This window comes from Mucilaginibacter rivuli, from assembly GCF_019391655.1.
GTDB lineage: Bacteria > Bacteroidota > Bacteroidia > Sphingobacteriales > Sphingobacteriaceae > Mucilaginibacter > Mucilaginibacter rivuli.
This window is the reverse complement of the sequence record NZ_JAHXPQ010000005.1, coordinates 313729-336245: the sequence shown is the minus strand read 5'-3', so window position 1 is coordinate 336245 and position 22517 is coordinate 313729. Positions and strand designations below refer to the sequence as shown.

21 protein-coding genes and 3 tRNA genes are annotated in these 22517 nt (G+C 41.6%); 20 read left to right on the top strand and 4 right to left on the bottom strand.

Features of this window, described 5'->3' with window-relative positions; genetic code table 11:
- Positions 1–93: 93 nt before the first annotated feature.
- From KXQ82_RS14115 to rfaE2, 20 genes are all read left to right on the top strand, one after another.
- Positions 94–166: transfer RNA gene (locus KXQ82_RS14115), tRNA-Gly, on the top strand.
- A 44-nt stretch (positions 167–210) separates the two neighbouring features.
- A tRNA-Thr gene (locus KXQ82_RS14110) sits at positions 211–282 on the top strand.
- Positions 283–343: 61 nt separating this feature from the next.
- Entirely contained in the window at positions 344–1531 is a 1188-nt protein-coding gene (tuf, locus tag KXQ82_RS14105) for an elongation factor Tu (RefSeq protein ID WP_219489037.1), read from the top strand.
- A gap of 123 nt (positions 1532–1654) precedes the next feature.
- Positions 1655–1725, top strand: a tRNA-Trp gene (locus KXQ82_RS14100).
- Between the two features lie 16 nt (positions 1726–1741).
- Entirely contained in the window at positions 1742–1936 is a 195-nt protein-coding gene (gene secE / locus KXQ82_RS14095; RefSeq protein ID WP_219489036.1) for a preprotein translocase subunit SecE, read from the top strand.
- Between the two features lie 12 nt (positions 1937–1948).
- Positions 1949–2491, top strand: coding sequence for a transcription termination/antitermination protein NusG (nusG, locus tag KXQ82_RS14090; RefSeq protein WP_219489035.1), 543 nt, complete (start codon positions 1949–1951; stop codon positions 2489–2491).
- A 167-nt stretch (positions 2492–2658) separates the two neighbouring features.
- A complete protein-coding gene (rplK, locus tag KXQ82_RS14085; protein ID WP_219489034.1) occupies positions 2659–3102 on the top strand; it encodes a 50S ribosomal protein L11 in 444 nt (147 codons plus the stop codon).
- Positions 3103–3126: 24 nt separating this feature from the next.
- Complete coding sequence (rplA, locus tag KXQ82_RS14080; protein WP_219489033.1) at positions 3127–3825, top strand: 50S ribosomal protein L1; 699 nt, start codon at positions 3127–3129, stop codon at positions 3823–3825.
- A gap of 2 nt (positions 3826–3827) precedes the next feature.
- Positions 3828–4346 (top strand): 50S ribosomal protein L10, encoded by a 519-nt coding sequence (gene rplJ, locus KXQ82_RS14075; RefSeq protein WP_219489032.1) that lies wholly within the window; start codon positions 3828–3830, stop codon positions 4344–4346.
- Between the two features lie 59 nt (positions 4347–4405).
- Complete coding sequence (gene rplL, locus KXQ82_RS14070) at positions 4406–4789, top strand: 50S ribosomal protein L7/L12 (RefSeq protein WP_219489031.1); 384 nt, start codon at positions 4406–4408, stop codon at positions 4787–4789.
- 186 nt (positions 4790–4975) lie between these two features.
- On the top strand, positions 4976–8779 hold the full coding sequence (gene rpoB / locus KXQ82_RS14065; protein ID WP_219489030.1) for a DNA-directed RNA polymerase subunit beta: 3804 nt from the start codon (positions 4976–4978) through the stop codon (positions 8777–8779).
- A gap of 82 nt (positions 8780–8861) precedes the next feature.
- Positions 8862–13145, top strand: coding sequence for a DNA-directed RNA polymerase subunit beta' (rpoC, locus tag KXQ82_RS14060; protein WP_219489029.1), 4284 nt, complete (start codon positions 8862–8864; stop codon positions 13143–13145).
- Positions 13146–13216: 71 nt separating this feature from the next.
- Positions 13217–13531 (top strand): DUF3467 domain-containing protein, encoded by a 315-nt coding sequence (locus tag KXQ82_RS14055; protein WP_219489028.1) that lies wholly within the window; start codon positions 13217–13219, stop codon positions 13529–13531.
- A gap of 121 nt (positions 13532–13652) precedes the next feature.
- Positions 13653–14468, top strand: coding sequence for a 2,3,4,5-tetrahydropyridine-2,6-dicarboxylate N-succinyltransferase (locus tag KXQ82_RS14050; protein WP_219489027.1), 816 nt, complete (start codon positions 13653–13655; stop codon positions 14466–14468).
- Between the two features lie 87 nt (positions 14469–14555).
- Positions 14556–15680: a glycosyltransferase family 4 protein gene (locus tag KXQ82_RS14045; RefSeq protein ID WP_219489026.1), complete on the top strand. Its 1125-nt coding sequence runs from the start codon at positions 14556–14558 to the stop codon at positions 15678–15680.
- Positions 15673–16239 (top strand): L-threonylcarbamoyladenylate synthase, encoded by a 567-nt coding sequence (locus KXQ82_RS14040; RefSeq protein WP_219489025.1) that lies wholly within the window; start codon positions 15673–15675, stop codon positions 16237–16239. Before KXQ82_RS14045 ends, KXQ82_RS14040 begins: the two co-directional genes overlap by 8 nt.
- 61 nt (positions 16240–16300) lie before the next feature.
- Positions 16301–17719, top strand: coding sequence for a CCA tRNA nucleotidyltransferase (locus KXQ82_RS14035; RefSeq protein WP_219489024.1), 1419 nt, complete (start codon positions 16301–16303; stop codon positions 17717–17719).
- Positions 17720–17755: 36 nt separating this feature from the next.
- Positions 17756–18397, top strand: a complete 642-nt coding sequence (locus tag KXQ82_RS14030) for an IS1096 element passenger TnpR family protein (protein WP_219489023.1) — start codon at positions 17756–17758, stop codon at positions 18395–18397.
- 15 nt (positions 18398–18412) lie between these two features.
- A complete protein-coding gene (gene miaA, locus KXQ82_RS14025; RefSeq protein WP_219489022.1) occupies positions 18413–19357 on the top strand; it encodes a tRNA (adenosine(37)-N6)-dimethylallyltransferase MiaA in 945 nt (314 codons plus the stop codon).
- Positions 19326–19820: a D-glycero-beta-D-manno-heptose 1-phosphate adenylyltransferase gene (gene rfaE2, locus KXQ82_RS14020; protein ID WP_219489021.1), complete on the top strand. Its 495-nt coding sequence runs from the start codon at positions 19326–19328 to the stop codon at positions 19818–19820. Before miaA ends, rfaE2 begins: the two co-directional genes overlap by 32 nt.
- A gap of 46 nt (positions 19821–19866) precedes the next feature.
- On the opposite strand, the gene KXQ82_RS14015 is transcribed toward rfaE2, so the two are convergent.
- The 4 genes from KXQ82_RS14015 to KXQ82_RS14000 all read right to left on the bottom strand — a co-directional run bounded on the left by KXQ82_RS14015 (position 19867) and on the right by KXQ82_RS14000 (position 22404).
- Positions 19867–20274 (bottom strand): VOC family protein, encoded by a 408-nt coding sequence (locus KXQ82_RS14015; RefSeq protein ID WP_219489020.1) that lies wholly within the window; start codon positions 20272–20274, stop codon positions 19867–19869.
- Between the two features lie 115 nt (positions 20275–20389).
- Positions 20390–21250: a dTDP-4-dehydrorhamnose reductase gene (gene rfbD, locus KXQ82_RS14010; RefSeq protein ID WP_219489019.1), complete on the bottom strand. Its 861-nt coding sequence runs from the start codon at positions 21248–21250 to the stop codon at positions 20390–20392.
- Positions 21251–21268: 18 nt separating this feature from the next.
- Positions 21269–21748 carry a nucleoside deaminase gene (locus KXQ82_RS14005; RefSeq protein WP_219489018.1) on the bottom strand — a complete coding sequence of 160 codons (480 nt, stop codon included), beginning with the start codon at positions 21746–21748 and terminating at the stop codon, positions 21269–21271.
- A gap of 65 nt (positions 21749–21813) precedes the next feature.
- Positions 21814–22404 carry an OmpH/Skp family outer membrane protein gene (locus tag KXQ82_RS14000; protein ID WP_219489017.1) on the bottom strand — a complete coding sequence of 197 codons (591 nt, stop codon included), beginning with the start codon at positions 22402–22404 and terminating at the stop codon, positions 21814–21816.
- Positions 22405–22517 lie beyond the last annotated feature (113 nt).

Sequence of the window (22517 nt, the reverse complement as noted above, 5' to 3'; positions counted from 1 at the left end):
TTGGCTGTTAATTATAAAAGGTTTGAGTTTTAGACAGGTTGGATTTAATTATTCAATCAATCAATAACTCAATCCTTCAATCATTAAATGAAAGCGGAAGTAGCTCAGTTGGTAGAGCGATAGCCTTCCAAGCTATAGGTCGCGAGTTCGAACCTCGTCTTCCGCTCAGGTTGGTTATTGGTTTATCAGAACTAACAACCGGCAAAACAAGCCGACGTAGCTCAGGGGTAGAGCACTTCCTTGGTAAGGAAGAGGTCATGGGTTCAAATCCCATTGTTGGCTCTATAATATGTATATTATAAAAGTTAGAATATAAAATTAACCTACAAACATTAAATAAATCATGGCAAAAGAAAAGTTTGACCGCAGTAAACCGCACTTAAACATCGGTACAATCGGTCACGTTGACCACGGCAAAACAACCCTTACCGCAGCTATCACAAAAGTATTAGCTGATGCAGGTTTATCAGAAGCACGTTCATTTGATTCAATTGACTCGGCTCCTGAAGAAAAAGAGCGTGGTATTACTATCAATACAGCTCACGTTGAGTATTCAACTGCTAACCGTCACTATGCTCACGTTGACTGTCCAGGTCACGCGGATTATGTGAAAAACATGGTTACAGGTGCTGCTCAGATGGACGGTGCTATCATCGTAGTTGCTGCAACTGATGGTCCGATGCCACAAACCCGCGAACACATCCTGTTGGCTCGTCAGGTAGGTGTACCTGCACTTGTTGTTTTCATGAACAAGGTTGACATGGTTGATGATCCGGAATTATTAGAATTAGTAGAAATGGAAATTCGCGAACTATTATCGTTCTACGAATATCCAGGTGATGATATCCCAGTTATTCAAGGTTCTGCCTTAGGTGGTTTGAACGGCGATCCAAAATGGGTTGGTTTGATCATGGAGTTGATGAATGCTGTAGATAACTACATCCCAATTCCTCCACGTTTAACTGAGTTACCTTTCTTGATGCCTGTTGAAGACGTATTCTCGATCACTGGTCGTGGTACTGTTGCAACCGGTCGTATCGAGCGTGGTATCATTAACTCAGGTGAGCAAGTTGATATCTTAGGTATGGGTGCTGAGAACTTAAAATCAACCGTAACTGGTGTTGAAATGTTCCGCAAGATCCTTGACCGTGGCGAAGCTGGTGATAACGTAGGTTTATTGTTACGTGGTATTGAAAAAGAAGCTATCCGTCGTGGTATGGTTATCTGTAAACCAGGTTCAGTAACTCCACACACTGATTTCAAAGCAGAAGTTTACGTATTATCAAAAGCAGAAGGTGGCCGTCACACTCCATTCTTCAACAAATACCGTCCGCAATTCTATTTCCGTACAACAGACGTAACTGGAGAGATCTCGTTAGCAGAAGGTGTAGAAATGGTTATGCCAGGTGATAACGTTACCATCACTGTAAAGTTGATTAACGCTATTGCAATGGAAAAAGGCTTACGTTTCGCTATCCGTGAAGGTGGCAGAACAGTAGGTGCTGGTCAGGTAACTGAAATATTGAAATAATTCAGCCCTTTAATTAGGGTACTGAGTGGTTAATTTTATTACAAAAAGTACCGGGATATTGTCCCGGTACTTTTGTACTAATATATAAAAACAATAGAGATCCGGTTTAGGATTTTTAGGAATACGGGAATAGTTCAATGGTAGAATAGAGGTCTCCAAAACCTTTGATCAGGGTTCGAATCCTTGTTCCCGTGCAGAATAGAAATAAAAATGGCTAAAGTAACAGAATATATAAAAGAATCATACGAAGAGCTTACCGATAAGGTAACCTGGCCTACATGGAGCGAACTGCAAAGCAGTGCCATGTTGGTGTTGGTAGCTGCTATTATTATCGCTTTAATAATACTGGGCATGGATCAGGCGTTTGGTAACTTGTTACATTATTTTTATAAATCATTAGCGTAATATTTTAATAGGATGAGCGATCAATTGAAATGGTACGTAGTGAGAGCCATTAGTGGTAAAGAAAAAAAGGTTAAACAATATATAGATGCCGAAATTAACCGTTTGGGCATATCACATTTGGTACCACAGGTATTAATACCGATGGAAAAATACTACCAGATGCGCGATGGAAAAAAGATAGCTAAAGAGCGTAATTTTTTTCCGGGTTATGTATTGATGGAAGCCGCTTTAGATGGGGAGCTTGAGCACATTATTAAAAATATTAATAGTGTAATTGGTTTTTTAGGAGATAAAGCAGGTAATGCTATCCCTTTGCGCCAGGCCGAAGTGAACCGTATTTTAGGTAAGGTTGATGAGATGACCGCGCAAGGCGAAACAATGAATGTACCATATTACGTTGGCGAAAACGTTAAAGTAATGGACGGTCCTTTCAATGGTTTTAGCGGAGTTATTGAAGAGGTTAACGAAGAGAAAAAGAAACTGAAAGTAATGGTAAAGATATTCGGCCGCAGAACACCGCTCGAATTGAATTACATGCAGGTAGAAAAAGAATAATTATTGATGGATTGATTTTTGATTTATTGATTAAATCAATCCTTATTTTAACATAGAGCGAACGATTATTTGAAATCAATCATTCAATAAATCAATCACTCACAAAATCTTAAATGTTACTTAGCTTCCACTTACTAACATTGAGTATTAAACAAAAGTAAATTAAAATGGCAAAAGAAGTCGGTGCGTTAGTAAAACTACAGGTAAAAGGCGGCGCGGCAAACCCATCTCCACCAATAGGCCCAGCATTGGGTGCTAAAGGTGTGAACATTATGGAGTTTTGCAAGCAGTTTAATGCCCGTACCCAAGACAAGCCAGGTAAAGTGTTACCAGTAGTAATTACTGTGTATGTTGACAAATCTTTTGATTTTATCATCAAAACACCTCCGGTTGCTATCCAGTTAATGGAAGTAGCGGGTTTAAAAGGTGGTTCGGCCGAGCCAAACCGTAAAAAGGTTGCCAGTGTTAACTGGGGTCAGGTTGAAACTATTGCTAAAGATAAAATGACAGATCTGAACGCATTCACCGTAGAATCAGCCATGAAAATGGTTGCTGGTACAGCACGCAGTATGGGAATTACCGTTTCTGGTACAGCGCCCTGGAATAATTAATTAATTAAAATCAGTTAAAAGACAGTGGCAAGATTAACAAAAAATCAAAAAACGGCACTCTCCAAAATTGAGGTTAATAAAGCGTATTCTTTACAGGATGCATCTTCATTGGTTAAAAATATCACTATCGCCAAATTTGATGCATCTGTTGACATAGATGTTCGTTTAGGTGTAGATCCGCGTAAAGCCAATCAAATGGTGCGTGGTATTGCAACCTTACCTCATGGAACCGGTAAAACTGTACGTGTATTAGTGCTTTGTACTCCTGATAAGGAACAAGAAGCAAAAGATGCAGGTGCGGATTTTGTAGGTTTGGATGAATATATTGCCAAGATTGAAGGCGGATGGACTGATGTTGATATTATCATCACTATGCCAAGTGTGATGGCTAAAGTAGGTCGTTTGGGTCGTGTACTCGGACCACGTAACTTAATGCCTAACCCTAAATCAGGAACAGTAACTACCGAAGTTGGTAAAGCTGTAACTGAGGTAAAAGCAGGTAAAATCGATTTCAAGGTTGATAAAACCGGTATCATCCATGCCTCAATAGGAAAAGTATCTTTCCCTGCTGAGAAGATTTATGAGAACGCTCTGGAGATCCTTCAGATCATTTCAAAATTAAAACCATCAGCAGCAAAAGGAACATATTTTAAGAGCATTCACGTCTCTTCAACTATGTCTCCCGGAATCGAAGTTGAAACTAAAACAGTAGCGGGGATCTAATCATGAATAAAGAAGAAAAACACGACCTTGTTCTTGCCCTTACTGAGCAAATCAAAGAGTACGGTAATTTTTATATTACTGATACTTCTAACTTAACGGTTGCGAAAATCAATGATATTCGCCGTCAATGTTTTGCAAGCGACATCAAAATGCAGGTAACTAAAAATTCATTGATCAAAAAGGCTATGGAAGCTGTTGATGGTGATTTTAGCGAAATGTATGATGTATTAAAAGGCGCTTCATCTATTATGTTCTCTAAATCAGGAACTGCTCCGGCAAAACTGATCAAACAATTACGTAAAAAAGGTGATAAGCCGGTTTTAAAAGCAGCTTACATTGATACCGCGGTATTTATTGGTGATAACCAATTGGACGCTTTAGTTAACCTTAAATCAAAGGAACAACTTATTGGCGAGATCGTTGGCTTATTGCAATCGCCTGCTAAAAATGTTATCGGAGCTCTTCAATCGGGCGGTAACAAATTGGCCGGAATTGTTAAAACATTACAAGAAAGAGGTTAAACGGACTACCTTAAAGTTCGCAGTAAAATTTCAAAGCATTAATATTAAAATTTATTATAATGGCAGATTTAAAATCGTTTGCTGATCAGTTGGTAAACTTAACAGTAAAAGAAGTTAACGAATTAGCTCAGATCCTTAAAGACGAGTATGGTATTGAACCAGCAGCAGCAGCAGTTGCAGTTGCAGCAGCACCAGCAGGTGGTGGCGACGCTCCTGCAGAAGCAGCAGCTCAAACATCTTTTGATGTAATATTGAAAGAAGCTGGTGGCCAGAAATTGGCAGTTGTTAAATTGGTAAAAGACCTTACAGGCTTAGGCTTGAAAGAAGCTAAAGACTTAGTTGACGGCGCACCTAAAGAAGTAAAAGCTGGTGTTTCTAAAGAAGAAGCTGAAAGCTTGAAAAAACAATTAGAAGAAGCAGGAGCTGTTGTTGAGGTTAAGTAATTTAACCATACAGCTAAATTAACAGTAAGACTCCGACCATTTTTTGGTCGGGGTCTATTGTCGTTTATATTGCTATCAGATTTGAGCCTGCCTGGCGGCAGGCAGGTATTGAGGTGTGACTCTCATATCTCAATGCAAATAGCTCACATCTACTTAGGATTATTAATAAACTAAAATTATCATCCCTTGGCAAACAAAATAGATCAAAGAGTAAACTTTGCAACCAGCAGGAAAGTATTGGAATATCCTGATTTTCTGGATGTACAGTTACAATCCTTCCAGGAATTTTTTCAATTACAAACAACTTCGGATAACCGCTACAAAGAGGGGTTATTTAAAGTATTTGCTGAGAACTTTCCTATTTCAGACTCAAGAAACATCTTCGTATTAGAGTTTCTTGATTATTTTATCGACCCGCCACGTTATGATATACAAGAGTGTATTGAGCGCGGGTTAACACACAGTGTGCCATTAAAAGCCAAGCTGCGCTTATCATGTAATGATGAAGAGCACGAAGATTTTGAAACCATTGTTCAGGATGTTTATTTGGGTACCATCCCATATATGACACCTAAAGGAACATTTGTTATCAATGGTGCAGAGCGTGTAATTGTATCACAACTACACCGTTCGCCAGGTGTATTTTTTGGACAGAGCCGTCACACCAACGGTACCAAATTATACTCTGCACGTGTAATTCCTTTTAAAGGATCTTGGATAGAGTTTGCTACTGACGTAAACAACGTTATGTATGCTTACATCGATCGTAAGAAAAAATTCCCGGTTACCACCTTGCTTCGCGCTATTGGTTACGATTCGGATAAAGATATCTTAGAATTGTTTGAACTGGCCGATGAAGTAAAAGTTAGCAAATCAGGCCTGAAGAAATTTATTGGCCGCAAGCTTGCTGCAAGGGTGCTTAAAAAATGGGTTGAAGATTTTGTGGATGAAGATACCGGTGAGGTAGTTTCTATCGACAGGAACGAGATCATTTTAGAGCGCGAAACCGTTTTAGAAGATGACCATATCGATATGATCATTGACGCGGGTGTTAAAACCATCATCCTGAACAAGGAAGATGCTGCCACCAGCGGTGATTATACCATTATATATAATACTTTACAAAAAGATACTTCGAATTCGGAGAAAGAAGCGGTTGAGCACATCTACCGCCAGTTACGTAACGCTGAACCACCTGATGAGGAAACTGCCCGTGGTATCATCGATCGTTTGTTCTTCTCTGATAAACGTTATGATCTGGGTGATGTGGGCCGTTACCGCATCAACCGTAAATTGAAATTGACCACGCCTAACGAGGTTAAAGTTTTAACTAAAGACGATATCATCGCTATTGTTAAATACCTGATCAAACTGATCAACTCTAAGGCCGAGGTGGATGATATTGATCACTTGTCAAACCGTCGTGTTCGTACGGTTGGCGAGCAATTGTTCGCGCAATTCGGTGTTGGTTTGGCCCGTATGGCCCGTACCATCCGCGAGCGTATGAACATACGTGATAACGAGGTATTTACACCAACCGACTTAATTAACGCGCGTACACTATCATCTGTGATCAACTCGTTCTTCGGAACAAACCAGTTATCACAGTTTATGGACCAAACCAATCCACTGGCAGAGATCACGCACAAGCGTCGTCTGTCAGCCTTGGGCCCTGGTGGTTTATCACGTGAGCGTGCAGGTTTCGAGGTTCGTGACGTTCACTATACCCACTACGGTAGGTTGTGTACCATCGAAACTCCGGAAGGACCAAACATTGGTTTGATATCATCATTGTGTATCCACGCTAAAATTAACAACTTAGGTTTCATAGAAACTCCATACAAAAAAGTTGTTGACGGTGTAGTATCAATGGATGAGCCGGTTGTTTACCTGTCTGCAGAAGATGAAGACGGAAAAACCATTGGCCAGGCTAATGCTATTTATGATGATAAAGGAGTTTTTGCTACTCCTAAGGTAAAAGCCCGTTTTGAGGGTGACTTCCCTATCATCGAGCCTGATCGTTTGGATTATATGGATATTGCTCCTAACCAGATCACTTCGATAGCAGCTTCATTAATTCCGTTCCTGGAACATGATGATGCTAACCGTGCGCTGATGGGATCGAACATGCAACGCCAGGCCGTACCATTATTGCGCCCTGAAGCGCCAATAGTAGGTACAGGTTTAGAAGGCCGTGTGGCAAAAGATTCGCGTACGCTTATCAATGCCGAAGGCAATGGTGTTGTTGAATATGTTGACGCTAACGAGATCCGTATTAAATACGATCGTGACGAAGCTGACCGTTTGGTTTCTTTTGATGGTGACAGCAAATCGTACCGTTTGATCAAGTTTAAGAAAACCAACCAAAGTACCACCATGAACCTGAAGCCTATCGTTAAGAAAGGCCAACGTGTTGAAAAAGGACAGGTACTTTGCGAAGGATATGCTACACAAGATGGTGAGCTGGCATTGGGCCGTAACTTAAAGGTTGCTTTCATGCCTTGGCAAGGATTCAACTTTGAGGATGCGATCGTAATATCAGAGCGTGTTGTATCGCAGGATATATTTACATCTATCCACGTAGAAGAGTTTGAACTGGAAGTAAGGGATACAAAACGTGGTGAAGAGGAATTGACACCGGATATCCCTAACGTATCGGAAGAAGCTACTAAAGACCTTGACGAGAACGGTATTATCCGTGTTGGTGCAGAGGTTAAAGAAGGCGATATCCTGATCGGTAAGATCACTCCGAAAGGCGAATCTGACCCATCACCGGAAGAAAAACTGTTACGTGCAATATTTGGTGATAAAGCAGGCGACGTTAAGGATGCATCGTTAAAAACTCCGCCATCTATCAATGGTGTGGTTATCGATACAAAATTATTCTCGCGTGCTAAAAAGACATCGAAGGCTGAAGAAAAAGCAGCTATCGAGAAGCTTGATAACAAACACGACAAAGCGATTAAGGATCTGAAAAATTTATTAGTTGATAAATTATTCGAGATAGTTAATGGTAAAACATCGCAAGGTGTATACAACGTTTACAAAGAGTTATTGGTAGCTAAAGGTGTTAAATTTACTCAAAAGATCCTTTTAGAGATTGAGTTTAGCAACATTAACCCAACCAAATGGACTACTGATGACGATAAGAATGATCAGATCAAATTATTGATCCATAACTACGGCATCAAGGTTAACGAGGAACTGGGTGCTTACCGCCGCGATAAATTCGCGATCAGCGTAGGTGATGAGTTGCCATCGGGTATTGTTCAAATGGCAAAGGTTTACATCGCTAAAAAGCGTAAGCTTAAAGTGGGTGATAAAATGGCCGGTCGCCACGGTAACAAAGGTATTGTTGCACGTATTGTACGTGACGAAGATATGCCTTTCCTTGCCGACGGAACACCGGTTGATATTGTGTTGAACCCGCTGGGTGTACCTTCACGTATGAACTTAGGCCAGATATACGAAACTGTATTAGGTTGGGCAGGTAAAGAGCTTGGTGTAAAATTCGCTACTCCTATTTTTGATGGTGCAAGCCATACAGAAGTAGAAGAATGGGTTACTAAAGCAGGCATACCAGAGTCTGGTCGTACATATTTGTACAATGGTTTAACCGGTGATCGTTTCGATCAGCAAACTACTGTAGGTATCATATACATGCTTAAACTCGGCCACATGGTTGATGATAAGATGCACGCACGTTCTATCGGGCCATACTCATTAATTACACAACAGCCATTGGGTGGTAAAGCTCAGTTTGGTGGTCAGCGTTTTGGTGAGATGGAGGTTTGGGCACTTGAAGCATTCGGTGCTGCAAACATACTACAAGAGATTTTGACTGTTAAGTCGGATGATGTTGTAGGCCGTGCTAAAACTTACGAGGCTATTGTAAAAGGCGAGAACCTGCCTACACCATCGGTTCCTGAATCATTCAACGTATTGGTTCATGAGTTAAGAGGTTTAGGTTTGGATATCACATTGGAATAAGTTTATGAGTTTGAAGTTGAAAGTTCAAAGCGAGAGCAACTTTCAACTTTCAACTTTTTAACTTTTAACTTTAAAAAGAGCTATGTCATACAAAAAGGATAATAAAATAAAAAGCAATTTCACCACCATCACTATCAGTTTAGCCTCTCCGGAGTCTATACTGGAGCGTTCAAGTGGCGAAGTTTTAAAACCAGAGACCATTAACTACAGGACCTACAAACCTGAACGTGATGGTTTGTTCTGCGAGCGTATTTTCGGTCCGGTTAAAGATTACGAGTGCCATTGCGGTAAGTACAAACGTATCCGTTACAAGGGTATCGTTTGTGATCGTTGCGGTGTTGAAGTAACCGAGAAGAAAGTTCGTCGCGAGCGTATGGGCCACATTAACTTAGTTGTTCCTGTTGCGCACATCTGGTATTTCCGTTCGTTACCGAATAAGATTGGTTATTTATTAGGCTTGCCTACTAAAAAGCTGGATCTTATCATCTACTACGAGCGTTATGTAGTAATACAAGCCGGTATTAAAGAGGCTGACGGAATCAATAAAATGGATTTCCTGACAGAAGAAGAATACCTGGACATATTGGATACCCTTCCGAAAGAAAACCAGTACCTTGATGACAAAGACCCTCAAAAGTTTGTTGCCAAAATGGGTGCCGAAGCTTTGGAAGAATTGTTAAAACGCCTTGATCTTGACCAACAGTCGTACGACTTACGTCACCAGGCAGCTAACGAAACCTCGCAACAACGTAAAAACGAAGCTTTAAAACGTTTACAGGTTGTTGAAGCTTTCCGCGATGCAAAAACACGCATTGAGAATAACCCTGAGTGGATGATCGTTAAGATCGTTCCGGTTATACCTCCAGAATTGCGCCCGTTGGTACCATTGGAAGGTGGCCGTTTCGCAACTTCGGATTTGAACGACTTATACCGTCGTGTAATTATCCGTAACAACCGTTTAAAACGTTTGATCGAGATTAAAGCACCGGAAGTAATTTTACGTAACGAAAAACGTATGCTACAGGAAGCTGTGGATTCGTTATTTGATAACTCACGTAAAGTTAACGCCGTTAAAACTGAAGGTAACCGTGCATTGAAATCACTTTCGGATATCCTGAAAGGTAAACAAGGCCGTTTCCGTCAAAACTTATTAGGTAAACGTGTGGATTACTCGGCACGTTCGGTAATTGTTGTAGGCCCAAGCCTTAAATTACACGAGTGCGGTTTACCAAAAGATATGGCTGCTGAGCTGTTTAAACCATTTATCATCCGTAAGATGATTGAGCGTGGTGTTGTAAAAACAGTAAAATCGGCTAAAAAGATAGTTGACCGTAAAGACCCATTAGTTTGGGACATTTTGGAAAACGTATTAAAAGGACACCCTGTATTATTAAACCGTGCGCCTACGCTGCACAGGTTAGGTATCCAGTCGTTCCAGCCAAAACTGATCGAAGGTAAAGCTATCCAGTTGCACCCTTTAACCTGTACTGCATTCAACGCGGATTTTGACGGTGACCAGATGGCTGTTCACGTACCGCTGGGTAATGCTGCAATTTTAGAGGCGCAGATACTGATGCTTGCATCACACAATATTTTGAACCCTGCCAACGGTACACCAATTACTGTACCATCGCAGGATATGGTTTTGGGCTTATATTACATCACTAAAGGACGTAAAACAGAGCCCGGCCACATTGTTAAAGGTTCAGGCTTAAGTTTCTATTCTCCTGAAGAAGTAATTATTGCTTACAACGAGAAGAAAGTTGATCTGCACGCCTTTATCAAAGTTAAAGTTAACGTTAAGCAAAAAGATGGCAGCCTGGTTAATCAGTTAACCGAAACTACGGTTGGCCGTGTATTGTTTAATTTACACGTTCCTACTGAAGTTGGTTACATTAACGAATTGCTGACTAAAAAATCACTGCGTGATATCATCGGTACTGTAGTTAAGGTTACCGGTATGGCACGTGCCGCTCAGTTCCTTGATGATATTAAAGAATTAGGTTTCCAAATGGCATTCCGCGGTGGTTTGTCGTTTAACCTGAAGGATTTGAACATCCCTGCTGAAAAAGTTACCCTGATCGAACAAGCTTCGAAAGAAGTTGAAGACGTAATGGCTAACTACAACATGGGTTTCATTACCAACAACGAGCGTTACAACCAAATTATCGATATCTGGACACGTATCAACAACCGTTTGACAGCAAACGTAATGGAGATACTATCTACAGATAACCAGGGCTTCAACTCGGTTTACATGATGCTTGATTCAGGTGCACGTGGTTCGAAAGAGCAGATCCGTCAGCTGGCAGGTATGAGGGGGTTGATGGCGAAACCGCAAAAATCAGGTTCAGGTGGCGAGATCATCGAGAACCCGATCCTTTCAAACTTTAAAGAAGGTTTGTCGGTATTGGAGTACTTCATCTCAACCCACGGTGCACGTAAAGGTTTGGCGGATACAGCTTTGAAAACGGCTGATGCCGGTTACTTAACCCGTCGTTTACATGATGTTGCCCAGGATATGATAGTTGGTGATACCGATTGCGGTACACTGCGTGGTATATTCACAACTGCATTAAAAGATAATGAGGATATTGTTGAGCCTTTATACGATCGTATTTTAGGTCGTACTTCGCTTCATGATGTTTACGATCCGTTAACTAATGAACTGTTAGTTTCGGCAGGTGAAGATATTGAAGAAGAAATAGCACGTAAAATTCAAAACTCTCCGTTAGAGGGTATCGAGATACGTTCGGTATTAACCTGCGAAAGCAAACGTGGTGTTTGTGCATTATGCTATGGCCGTAACCTTGCAAGCGGTAAACGCGTGCAAATGGGCGAGGCTGTTGGTGTAATTGCAGCACAATCGATCGGTGAGCCGGGTACACAGTTAACGTTACGTACCTTCCACGTGGGTGGTACCGCGTCTAACATCGCGGCAGAATCGCAGATCAACGCTAAATTTGAAGGTGTTATTGAGTTTGAAAACGTACGTACCGTGCCTTTCACAACCGAAGAAGGCCCTGTTGAAGTGGTATTGGGTCGTTCAGGCGAGTTCCGTATTGTTGAGCCGGGTACCAATAAGGTTATTGTAAGTAATAACATCCCTTACGGTGCTTATCTATACATTAAAGACGGAAGCAAAATTTCAAAAGGCGACCGTATCTGTTCATGGGATCCGTATAACGCGGTTATCATCTCTGAGTTTGCAGGTAAAGCGCAATTTGAAGCTATCCAGGAAGGTATTACTTTCCGCGAAGAATCTGATGAGCAAACCGGTCACCGTGAGAAGGTAATTATTGATACACGTGATAAAACCAAAAACCCTGTTATCCAGATCGTAGAAAAAGGTAACGTGGTTAAAGGATACAACATTCCGGTAGGCGCGCACATCGCGGTTGACGAAGGTGAGAAAATTCAAACAGGCCAGGTTATCGCTAAAATACCTCGTTCAACAGGTAAAACGCGAGATATTACAGGTGGTTTACCACGTGTAACCGAGTTGTTTGAAGCACGTAACCCATCGAACCCTGCGGTAGTAACCGAAATTGATGGTGTAGTAACTTTAGGTGGTGTTAAACGTGGTAACCGCGAGATCACCATCGAATCGAAAGACGGTCAGATCAAGAAATACCTGGTTCCATTGTCTAAACACATCCTTGTTCAGGATAACGACTTTGTTAAAGCCGGTATGCCATTGTCTGATGGTTCGATATCACCTGCTGATATATTGGCTATTAAAGGCCCTGCAGCTGTACAAGAGTATCTGGTTAATGGTATACAAGAAGTTTACCGTTTACAAGGTGTGAAGATAAACGATAAACACTTTGAGGTTATCGTTCACCAAATGATGCAGAAAGTAACTATCGAAGATGCGGGCGATACCCGTTTCTTAGAAAAAGAAGCCGTTAACGGTTGGGACTTTATGTTGGAGAACGACGACATATTCGACAAGAAAGTTGTTGTTGATCCGGGAGATTCGCCTAACCTGAAAGCAGGTCAGATCGTTTCGTTAAGGAAATTAAGGGATGAAAATTCTGTTCTGAAACGTAAAGATCTAAAACTTGCCGAAGTTAGAGATGCTATCGCAGCTACATCAAGTGCTATGCTGCAAGGTATAACCCGTGCATCATTGGGTACCAAATCGTTCATGTCTGCAGCATCGTTCCAGGAAACTACCAAGGTGTTGAATGAAGCAGCTATAGCTGGTAAGATTGACAGAATGCTTGGTTTGAAAGAGAACGTTATTGTTGGTCACTTAATTCCATCAGGAACAGGTTTACGCGTTTACGAAAATATCCGTGTAGGTTCTAAAGAAGAATTTGACCGCTTAATGGCATCAAAAACTGAAGAAGTAGAAGCTTAATCAGCATCTTACTAAATAAACTTTTCAAAGTCCTCTCTTTTAAGAGAGGACTTTTTTATTTTTATACCGCAATGGAAGAACAACAAAACGATAACCAGCTAAATATTGAATTGTCAGAAGAGGTAGCCGAAGGCATATACTCAAACCTGGCCATCATTACCCATTCCAACTCCGAGTTTGTGTTAGATTTTATCAGGATAATGCCCGGAGTTCCAAAAGCAAGAGTAAAATCGCGTATCATATTAACACCCGAGCATGCTAAAAGGCTGTTAAGCGCCCTTGCCGATAATGTTGAAAAATTTGAGGCTGCTAACGGCCGTATTAAGATACAGGAAGAACACATTGGTTTCCCTATGAATTTTGGCGGCACTGTAGGGCAGGCGTAATATTTATTACTTTAAGGCGGTATCCGCTAAATCCATAATTTCATTTTTTACTATCTTCGCATCCTTATAAACGGGGGCGAATTAACCCCGGTAAAATTAATATTTGCCAATTTCTAAAAAGATGCAAGAGCTTAAAAAATTAATTGAAGACGCATGGGATGACAGAGCCCTGCTTAGTTTTAAAGAATATACCAATGCTATTGAAATAGTAATTGACCGCCTTGATAAAGGCGAGATACGTGTTGCCGAGCGCATTGGATCACGCTGGCATGTTAACGATTGGGTAAAGAAAGCAGTGATACTGTATTTCCCTACCCGCGAGATGGAAGAGATAAAAACAGGCCCGTTTGTGTTTCACGATAAGATGAAACTGAAAACCAATTACAAAGAATTAGGCGTACGTGTAGTACCTCATGGTATTGCCCGTTACGGTGCGTTTTTGGCTAAAGGTGTTATCATGATGCCATCATACGTAAACATTGGCGCCTATGTTGACGAAGGTACAATGGTTGATACCTGGGCCACTGTAGGTTCATGCGCGCAAATTGGCAAGCATGTGCATTTAAGCGGCGGTGTTGGTATTGGTGGAGTATTAGAGCCTGTACAAGGTGCGCCGGTTATTATTGAAGATAACTGCTTTTTAGGCTCGCGCGCTATTGTTGTTGAAGGTGTTCACCTGGAAGAAGAAGTGGTGTTAGGCGCAAACGTAGTGCTTACGGCTTCAACCAAAATTATTGATGTTACCGGCGATGAGCCTGTTGAATATAAAAGCTTTGTTCCGGCACGCTCAGTAGTAATACCGGGTTCATACACCAAAAAATTCCCTGCCGGCGATTACCAGGTACCCTGCGCTTTGATCATCGGTAAACGTAAAGCTTCGACTGATAAGAAAACGTCGTTGAATGATGCTTTGCGCGAGAATAATGTAGCGGTGTAGTTTTTTGTTGGAAAGTTGTAATGTTGGAAGGTTGAAAAGTTAAAACAACATTCAAACATTACAACTTTTTAACTTTGCAACAACTCGATGAAAATAGGATACGAAGCTAAAAGAGCATTTCTGAACATGACCGGCCTGGGTAACTACAGCCGCGAGGTGATCAGGATGATGGCTTCGAACTATCCGGATAACGAATACCTGCTATATACGCCAAAAGTAAAAACGAATAACCGCCTTGGTTTTTTAAGTGGTTTTGCTCAAATTAAAACCATACTCCCCAAAAGTAAATTATTCACTTCGTGGTGGCGGAGCAGGGGGGTAGTGGCCGACTTAAAACGAGATGGCGTTCAAGTGTATCATGGCTTGAGCCATGAGTTGCCAATTGGCATACATCAAACAAGGATAAGATCGGTAGTTACTATTCATGATCTTATTTTTATGCGTTTTCCGCAGTATTTTGGCTTTGTGAGCCGACAGATATACTACTCCAAAATAAAGTACGCCTGCACTCACACCAATAGCATTATCGCGATAAGCGAAAGAACAAAAACGGATATCATTGAACTGCTGGGGACCGACCCCGCAAAAATAGAAGTGATATACCAGGGTTGTGACGATAGTTTCAAAGTGAAACAATCATTGAAAAGAAAGACCGAGGTAAAACAAAAGTACCACCTGCCCGACCACTTTATATTAAATGTAGGTACCATAGAACCCCGGAAAAATTTATTGGTATTGATAAAAGCATTACCACTTTTGCCGCATGTTAAACTGGTGGTAATAGGCAGGCAATCACCCTATTTTAAACAAGTGAGGCAATATATTGTTGCCAATGGCCTTGAGAAACGTATTATCTTTATAGATAATGTTCAATTTGATGAATTGCCGGCCATTTACCAACTGGCTAATGTATTTGTTTATCCATCGCGGTATGAGGGGTTTGGCATTCCTATTTTAGAAGCCCTGGCATCGGGTACACCGGTTATTGCTGCAACAGGGTCATGCCTGGAAGAAGCGGGAGGGCCCGATAGTTTGTACATTGACCCGGATGACGAAAATGCACTGGCAGAAAAGATCAGTCTGATTATGACCGATTCCGTGGTTAGTCAAACTATGGTTGAAAAAGGTATGCAGTATTCCGCTAAATTTGAAGAGAAAAAGTTAGCCGCCCAAATGATGGGCGTATATCAAAAAGTTTTAAAACATGCTTAAAGACGAAGTTGCAAAGGCCCTGAAAGTATTACAGGACGGTGGAATAATTTTATACCCAACCGATACCATTTGGGGTATAGGCTGCGATGCCACAAATGCCGAAGCCGTTAAAAAAATATACGAACTAAAGCAGCGCGATGAAGCCAAGAGCATGATCATTTTACTGGATACCGATAGTAAACTACAAAGCTATATAAGCGAAGTACCCGATGTAGCCTACCAGCTGATAGAATATGCCGAAAACCCTTTAACATTGGTTATGCCCGGCGCTAAAAACCTGGCGCCAAACCTCATCAGTGCGGATGGTACTGTAGGTATCCGGGTAACCAGTCATGAGTTTTGTAAGCAATTATTGCAGCGTTTCCGCAAACCTATTGTATCAACTTCGGCAAATATCAGCGGGCAACCCTCGCCAAAAAACTTTAACGGAGTTGCCGCAGAAATAATTGAAGGTGTTGATTATGTAGTTGATGTTGATCAGCACGACATGACTGAAAAGAAACCATCTACCATAATGAGTATCGACCCTAGCGGTAAATTCGAGTTTATACGCCGGTAATATTTTAGCCCCAAATGTTAATTATTACCTTTGCCGCATAAGCACGGCCATCCCAAACTACATGAAGCAGCATTTAAAACATCCCGTATTTAAAGTCATTTCGGATATTTCCGGGGAGATGGATGTTGATGCCTATGTAATTGGCGGCTTTGTGCGCGATTTGCACCTTAACCGCGCGTCAAAGGATATTGATGTGGTAGTAATTGGTAACGGTATCGCTTTCGCGGAAAAAGTGGCGGCCAAATTAAAGACAAAATTATCGGTTTTTAAGAATTTTGGTACCGCAATGCTTCATTACCGCGATCTCGAAGTGGAGTTTGTAGGCGCAAGGAAAGAATCGTACAGGTCAGATTCGCGCAAGCCGATCGTAGAGAATGGCACATTGGAAGATGACCAGAAACGCCGCGATTTTACTATAAACGCGTTGGCAATAGCCTTGCACCCGAAGCAATATGGCGAGTTGATAGATCCTTTTGGTGGTATAGCCGATATGGAAAATAAGCTCATCCGTACCCCGCTTGACCCGGTGGAGACATTTAGTGATGACCCTTTGCGTATTATGCGGGCCATTCGTTTTGCAACTCAGCTGGAATTTACCATCGATACTGCAGCTATCGAAGCTATAAAAACTAATACAGAACGTATCAGGATCGTATCGCAGGAACGGATTACCGATGAACTGAACAAGATCATTTTATCGCGTAAGCCATCAATAGGTTTTGAGTTACTGTTTGATACGGGCTTGTTGCATATCATCTTCCCGCAAATGGTAGCCCTGCATGGGGTAGAGTATATTAACGGCAAGGGCCATAAAGATAATTTTTACCATACCCTGCAGGTGTTAGATAATATTTGCGAAACTACCGGCGACCTGTGGTTACGTTGGGCAGCCATATTGCATGATATTGCCAAACCACCCACCAAACGCTTTGAACCGGGCCACGGCTGGACATTTCACGGGCATGAGGATAAAGGCGCGCGTATGGTACCTAAAATTTTCGCGCAATTAAAGTTGCCTTTAAACGAGAAGATGAAATTTGTGCAGAAGTTGGTGCAGCTCCATTTAAGGCCAATTGTGCTGGCGCAGGAAACCATTACCGACTCTGCTTTACGACGCTTGTTATTTGAAGCCGGCGATGATATTGAGGGCCTGATGCTGTTGTGCAAAGCAGACGTTACCACCAAAAACGAATACAAAATAAAAAAGTACCGGGGCAATTTTGAGCTGGTACAACAAAAGTTAAAAGAAGTTGAAGAGCGCGACCGCATACGCAACTGGCAGCCGCCTGTAACAGGGCTTGATATAATGGAGCTTTTTGGCATTAAAGAAGGCCGTGAGGTAGGTATTATTAAGAACCAGATACGCGAGGCGATATTGGAAGGTGATATACAAAACTCCCGCGAAGCAGCAATTGCGTTCACGATACAAAAAGGCGAAGAAATTGGCTTGAAAGTTGTGGAAAGCAGAAAACCGGAATAAAATATTATTTTTGATTATTAAAATTTACGTACACCAATGGCAGTTTATAGGTTTAAAGTTACTTTTGAAGATTATGATGATGTAATGAGGGAGGTTGATATCAAATCGACCCATACGTTTGAGGATCTGCACCGTGCGATACACCTTTCTACAGGTTATAAACCGGAGTATTCTTCATCGTTTTACATCAGTAACGATCAGTGGATAAAAGGACAGGAGATAGCCTATATGCCTTCCCAGCGTAAAATTGATCGTGGTGTAGCTTTAATGGAAAAATCAAAGCTGAGCAGTTTTATTGATGATCCGCACCAAAAGTTTTACTACACATTTAATTTTGACCGCCCGTTTGATTTTCACATCGAACTGATAAAAATACTGGATGATGCTCCGGGCGTTACTTATCCCTTTGTTGCAAAAAGCATTGGCGAAGCACCTAAACAATTTGGTAACGTATTCAATGTAGATTCTCCATCAACCGCTGTTGTTAATGATGATTTTGACTTTTTGAACGAAATGGAGTTAGTAGCCGAAGAAACAGCCGATTTTGAAGAAGTCTCTGATCCGGATGAGGTGCGCCCCGCTGCTGATAGCGATGAGCATGATGAAGAGGAAGATGAATTTGGCAACGAATTTTCGGATAACGACCATTTTGATGAAGGCGAAAAAGACGACTATTAGTCAAACTTTCCCTATATGAATAAGCCATCGGCGCAAAAAACCTTAATTGTGATAGCCGGGCCTACGGCCGTGGGTAAAACAGCGCTGGCCATTGAACTGGCAAAGCATTATCAAACCGAGATCGTATCGGCCGACTCGCGGCAATATTACCGCGAAATGGCTATAGGCACAGCCAAACCCGATGCTGATGAGTTAAGCCAGGCTAAACACCATTTTGTAAACTCGCACTCGGTTACGGATAGTTACAATGTTGGCGATTTTGAAACAGATGGGCTGAAGGTGATCGATCAGATTTTTGAAACGCACGATAAAGCCATTTTAGCGGGAGGCTCCGGCCTGTATATAAAAGCAATATGCGAAGGTTTTGATGCCTTACCACCTGTTGATGTTGAAGTACGTAACGAACTAAATGCTTTGTATGCTGAAAAAGGATTAAAGTATTTGCAGGAGCGTTTAAAAACGGAAGACCCCGGGTACTTTGAGCAGGTAGATGAGCATAACCCGCAACGCATTATAAGGGCGCTGGAGGTAATGAAAACTTCGGGAAAGCTTATGTCTTCATTCCATACAGCTAATGTGAAAGAACGCCCGTTTAAGATTGTTAAGATAGGTTTGAATTTACCACGGGAGCTATTGTATCAGCGCATAAATATGCGGGTTGATGCTATGGTAAGGCAGGGTTTGATAGATGAAGTAAAAGGGCTTTTGCCTTATCGCGATTATAATGCTCTTAACACCGTGGGTTACACCGAGATATTTGACTACTTTGATGGAACAACAAGCCTTGAAGATGCCATCGCGCTGATCAAGCAAAATACCCGGCGTTTTGCGAAACGGCAATTAACCTGGTTTAATAAAGATAAAAGCATGCATTGGTTTGCACCAAACCAGTTGAAAGCGATAATTGAATTGATAGATAAGGAAACAAATGAAAACAGCCGACCAAATACTGAAAAGTAAACTTTATACCCTTGACGCTTTAAAAACCGATGTTAAGCAATGGAAAGCAGAAGGTAAAAAAGTGGTTTTTACAAATGGCGTGTTCGATCTGCTGCACATAGGGCATATATCTTACCTGGCCGCTGCGGCGGGATTGGGGCAAAAATTAATTATCGGCCTCAACTCAGATGCTTCTACCCGACGTTTAAAAGGCCCGACACGGCCGGTTAATGACGAGTACAGCCGCTCCATTATGCTGGCCTCGATATTTTTTATTGATGCCGTTGTGCTGTTTGAGGAAGATACTCCAATTATACCCATCACCACTTTATTGCCTGATATTTTGGTTAAAGGTGGCGATTACAGCATAGATCAAATTGTTGGCGCGCCCGAAGTAATGGCCAATGGCGGCGAAGTGAAAGCTATTGAGTTTGTAGATGGATATTCATCAAGCAATATTATCAGCAAAATAAAAAAGGGCTAAATTATAAGTTTAGCCCTTTGTAAATCTCCTCGTGTTGTTTTACGTTTTACGCAGACGGCGGACCGGCAGGATCTATCCACATCATTTCCCATTGGTGGCCATCCAGGTCCACAAAGCTGCGGCCATACATCCAGCCATATTCAGTAGGTTCCTTTGATGGGCTTGCGCCGCCGGCAATGGCGTTTTCATAAATTTCGTCGGCCTTTTCGCGGCTTTCAACCGATACACAGTTCAAAACCTCAGTAGTTTTTGTCGCGTCGGCAATGGGTTTGTTGGTAAACTGCTGGAAAAATCCTTCTGTTACCATCATAAAATATATGGTATCGCTTACTACCATACAACCCGCCATTTCGTTCGTAAACTGCAGGTTAAAACTATAACCAAGCCCTTCAAAAAAGGTAATGCTTTTACTAAGGTCCTTTACGGGTAGGTTTACAAAAATTTGAGTTGCCATGTTTTTAAGTTTTTAATTGATTCAAAGATAGCGTACCCATGTAGTATTTGTGATGGCTGATTGCGACAATTAAAGGGCAAAATAGACAAAGGTAATTCCCAACCCGGTTAGTAAACTATTCTTTTAATGCCGCTATACATTTTACCAGGCTATCACGCCAGTAAGGTATTTCAATATTTAGTTCCTTTTTTATTTTGGCTTTATCCATTACTGAGAATGCCGGGCGTGTGGCGCGTGTTGGATACTCAGATGTGCGGATAGGGTAGGCCTTAACATCTACTTCGGCAATGTCAAAAATAGCTTTGGCAAAATCATACCATGAGGTTACACCTTCGTTGCTATAATGATAAATACCGTATTTTTGCGCATCATTTTGGATGATATTGAGGATGCATCCCGCAAGGTCAATAGCATAGGTTGGCGTGCCTACCTGGTCGGCAATAATGTTTAGCTGGTCCCTTTCTGTGCCAAGTTTTATCATGGTTTTTACAAAGTTGTTGCCATATTCAGAGTATAGCCAGCTTGTACGCAGGGTATAATAGCGTTTGGTTTGGGCAGTAACTGCAATTTCGCCTTCCAGCTTAGTAAGGCCGTAAATATTGATGGGATCGGCAATATCATCTTCCTGTAGGGGCAGGTTCCCGCTCCCGGCGAACACAAAATCGGTAGAAACGTGGATAAGCGTTGCATTATACTTTTCGCAAAGTTTGGCCAGGTTTTCAGCTCCGTTCTTATTTATTTTGCGGGCAAGGTCAATATCATCTTCGGCTTTATCTACAGCAGTGTAAGCAGCGCAATTGATGGCATATGCAGGTTTGTGTTCTGCAAAAAGTTTATCTAGAGCATCAAGGTCCAACACATTCGCATGGTCTTCAGGCGGGAATATAATGCCCGAAAATCCAATCGACTTTGCTACAACATTAAGGCAATTACCCAATTGGCCCGATCCGCCAAATACTAAAACTGTTTTACTCATATCTTGCAAAGTTAATAACTAATATTCTGTTTTGTTTTCAATTTTGCTCCAAAGCGCGAAGGCTCCCTGTGCCTCATCGCGCATCATTTGTACAATTGGCAACTTACGCTCATGCATTTGTTTGTCCAACTCATCATAAATAAAATGGTCGTCAAAGCCTATCGCGGCAGCATCAACTTTGTTGTTGGCATAGTAAACCTTATCTAAACGGGCCCAGTATATGGCGCTTAAGCACATTGGGCAGGGCTCGCAACTGGTGTATATCACGCAACCTTCAAGGTTAAATGTTTCTAACTCCTGGCAGGCAATGCGTATGGCCATTACCTCGGCGTGGGCAGTAGGGTCGTTTGATGCAACCACCCTATTTGCGCTGCGCGAAATGATCATGCCATCCTTTACCACAACGGCGCCAAAGGGGCCGCCTAAACCTTCCTGTACATTATACTCAGATAGCTCTATGGCTATCTTCATAAACTTCTCGTGCACCTTATCTTCCATTTTTCCTGTCAATAAAAAACCCCAACTGTTGGGTTGAGGTTGGGTTAATCTCGTTTTATAATATTTTATTTTTTGTCTTTAGCGTATAAGTCGTTCAGGCGCTTTACCACATCAGCAGTAACATCTAAACTTGGGTCGCCAAATAATACGGTCGGGTTAGCTTTTGAGTAAGTTAATACCAGTTTATAACCTTTTTCTTTAGCGTATACTTTGGTAAAGTCAGCCACTTTGTTGTAAAGCTTTTCATTTTCACCAGCCTGCTCGTTTTGGAACTGGGCGGTAGCATTTTGCTGGTAAGCTTGCAACTCTTGTTGTTTACGGCCTAAACGTTGCTCGGTGCTTGCACGCTGATCTGCACTTAAGGTAGCTATGTTCTTTTTGTAATCTGCTACATCACGGTCAAACGCCTGACCTTTTGATTGCAGGTCACTTTTAGCGGCATCGCCTTTTTCCTGCAGGCGTTTGGTCATATCTTTAAAGTATTCGTATTTAGTTAATAGCGTATCCTGGTTAACATATACAATTTCGGCTTTTTCGGCTACTGCTGTGGCAGGGGTAGCTGTTTTAGTTTCAGTTTTGTTTTGGCATGCTGCAACAGCGCCTAAAATGCTTACAGCTATGGTTACTTTAGCTATAGTTGAAGTGAATTGTTTCATTGATTTGTAACGTAAAATTTTGACAAAGATAAAGTTTCGGGTTAACTATCCTAATGTTTTGAACGACTGAAATTAACACTCTGCTATTTATCAACAATAGTGCCTATATCGGC

Coding starts and splice junctions, on each gene's coding strand:
- tuf (WP_219489037.1), top strand. CDS start 344: ATGGCAAAAGAAAAGTTTGACCGCAGTAAACCGCACTTAAACATCGGT.
- secE (WP_219489036.1), top strand. CDS start 1,742: ATGGCTAAAGTAACAGAATATATAAAAGAATCATACGAAGAGCTTACC.
- nusG (WP_219489035.1), top strand. CDS start 1,949: ATGAGCGATCAATTGAAATGGTACGTAGTGAGAGCCATTAGTGGTAAA.
- rplK (WP_219489034.1), top strand. CDS start 2,659: ATGGCAAAAGAAGTCGGTGCGTTAGTAAAACTACAGGTAAAAGGCGGC.
- rplJ (WP_219489032.1), top strand. CDS start 3,828: ATGAATAAAGAAGAAAAACACGACCTTGTTCTTGCCCTTACTGAGCAA.
- rplL (WP_219489031.1), top strand. CDS start 4,406: ATGGCAGATTTAAAATCGTTTGCTGATCAGTTGGTAAACTTAACAGTA.
- rpoC (WP_219489029.1), top strand. CDS start 8,862: ATGTCATACAAAAAGGATAATAAAATAAAAAGCAATTTCACCACCATC.
- KXQ82_RS14055 (WP_219489028.1), top strand. CDS start 13,217: ATGGAAGAACAACAAAACGATAACCAGCTAAATATTGAATTGTCAGAA.
- KXQ82_RS14050 (WP_219489027.1), top strand. CDS start 13,653: ATGCAAGAGCTTAAAAAATTAATTGAAGACGCATGGGATGACAGAGCC.
- KXQ82_RS14045 (WP_219489026.1), top strand. CDS start 14,556: ATGAAAATAGGATACGAAGCTAAAAGAGCATTTCTGAACATGACCGGC.
- KXQ82_RS14040 (WP_219489025.1), top strand. CDS start 15,673: ATGCTTAAAGACGAAGTTGCAAAGGCCCTGAAAGTATTACAGGACGGT.
- KXQ82_RS14035 (WP_219489024.1), top strand. CDS start 16,301: ATGAAGCAGCATTTAAAACATCCCGTATTTAAAGTCATTTCGGATATT.
- KXQ82_RS14030 (WP_219489023.1), top strand. CDS start 17,756: ATGGCAGTTTATAGGTTTAAAGTTACTTTTGAAGATTATGATGATGTA.
- miaA (WP_219489022.1), top strand. CDS start 18,413: ATGAATAAGCCATCGGCGCAAAAAACCTTAATTGTGATAGCCGGGCCT.
- rfaE2 (WP_219489021.1), top strand. CDS start 19,326: ATGAAAACAGCCGACCAAATACTGAAAAGTAAACTTTATACCCTTGAC.
- KXQ82_RS14015 (WP_219489020.1), bottom strand. CDS start 20,274: ATGGCAACTCAAATTTTTGTAAACCTACCCGTAAAGGACCTTAGTAAA.
- rfbD (WP_219489019.1), bottom strand. CDS start 21,250: ATGAGTAAAACAGTTTTAGTATTTGGCGGATCGGGCCAATTGGGTAAT.
- KXQ82_RS14005 (WP_219489018.1), bottom strand. CDS start 21,748: ATGGAAGATAAGGTGCACGAGAAGTTTATGAAGATAGCCATAGAGCTA.
- KXQ82_RS14000 (WP_219489017.1), bottom strand. CDS start 22,404: ATGAAACAATTCACTTCAACTATAGCTAAAGTAACCATAGCTGTAAGC.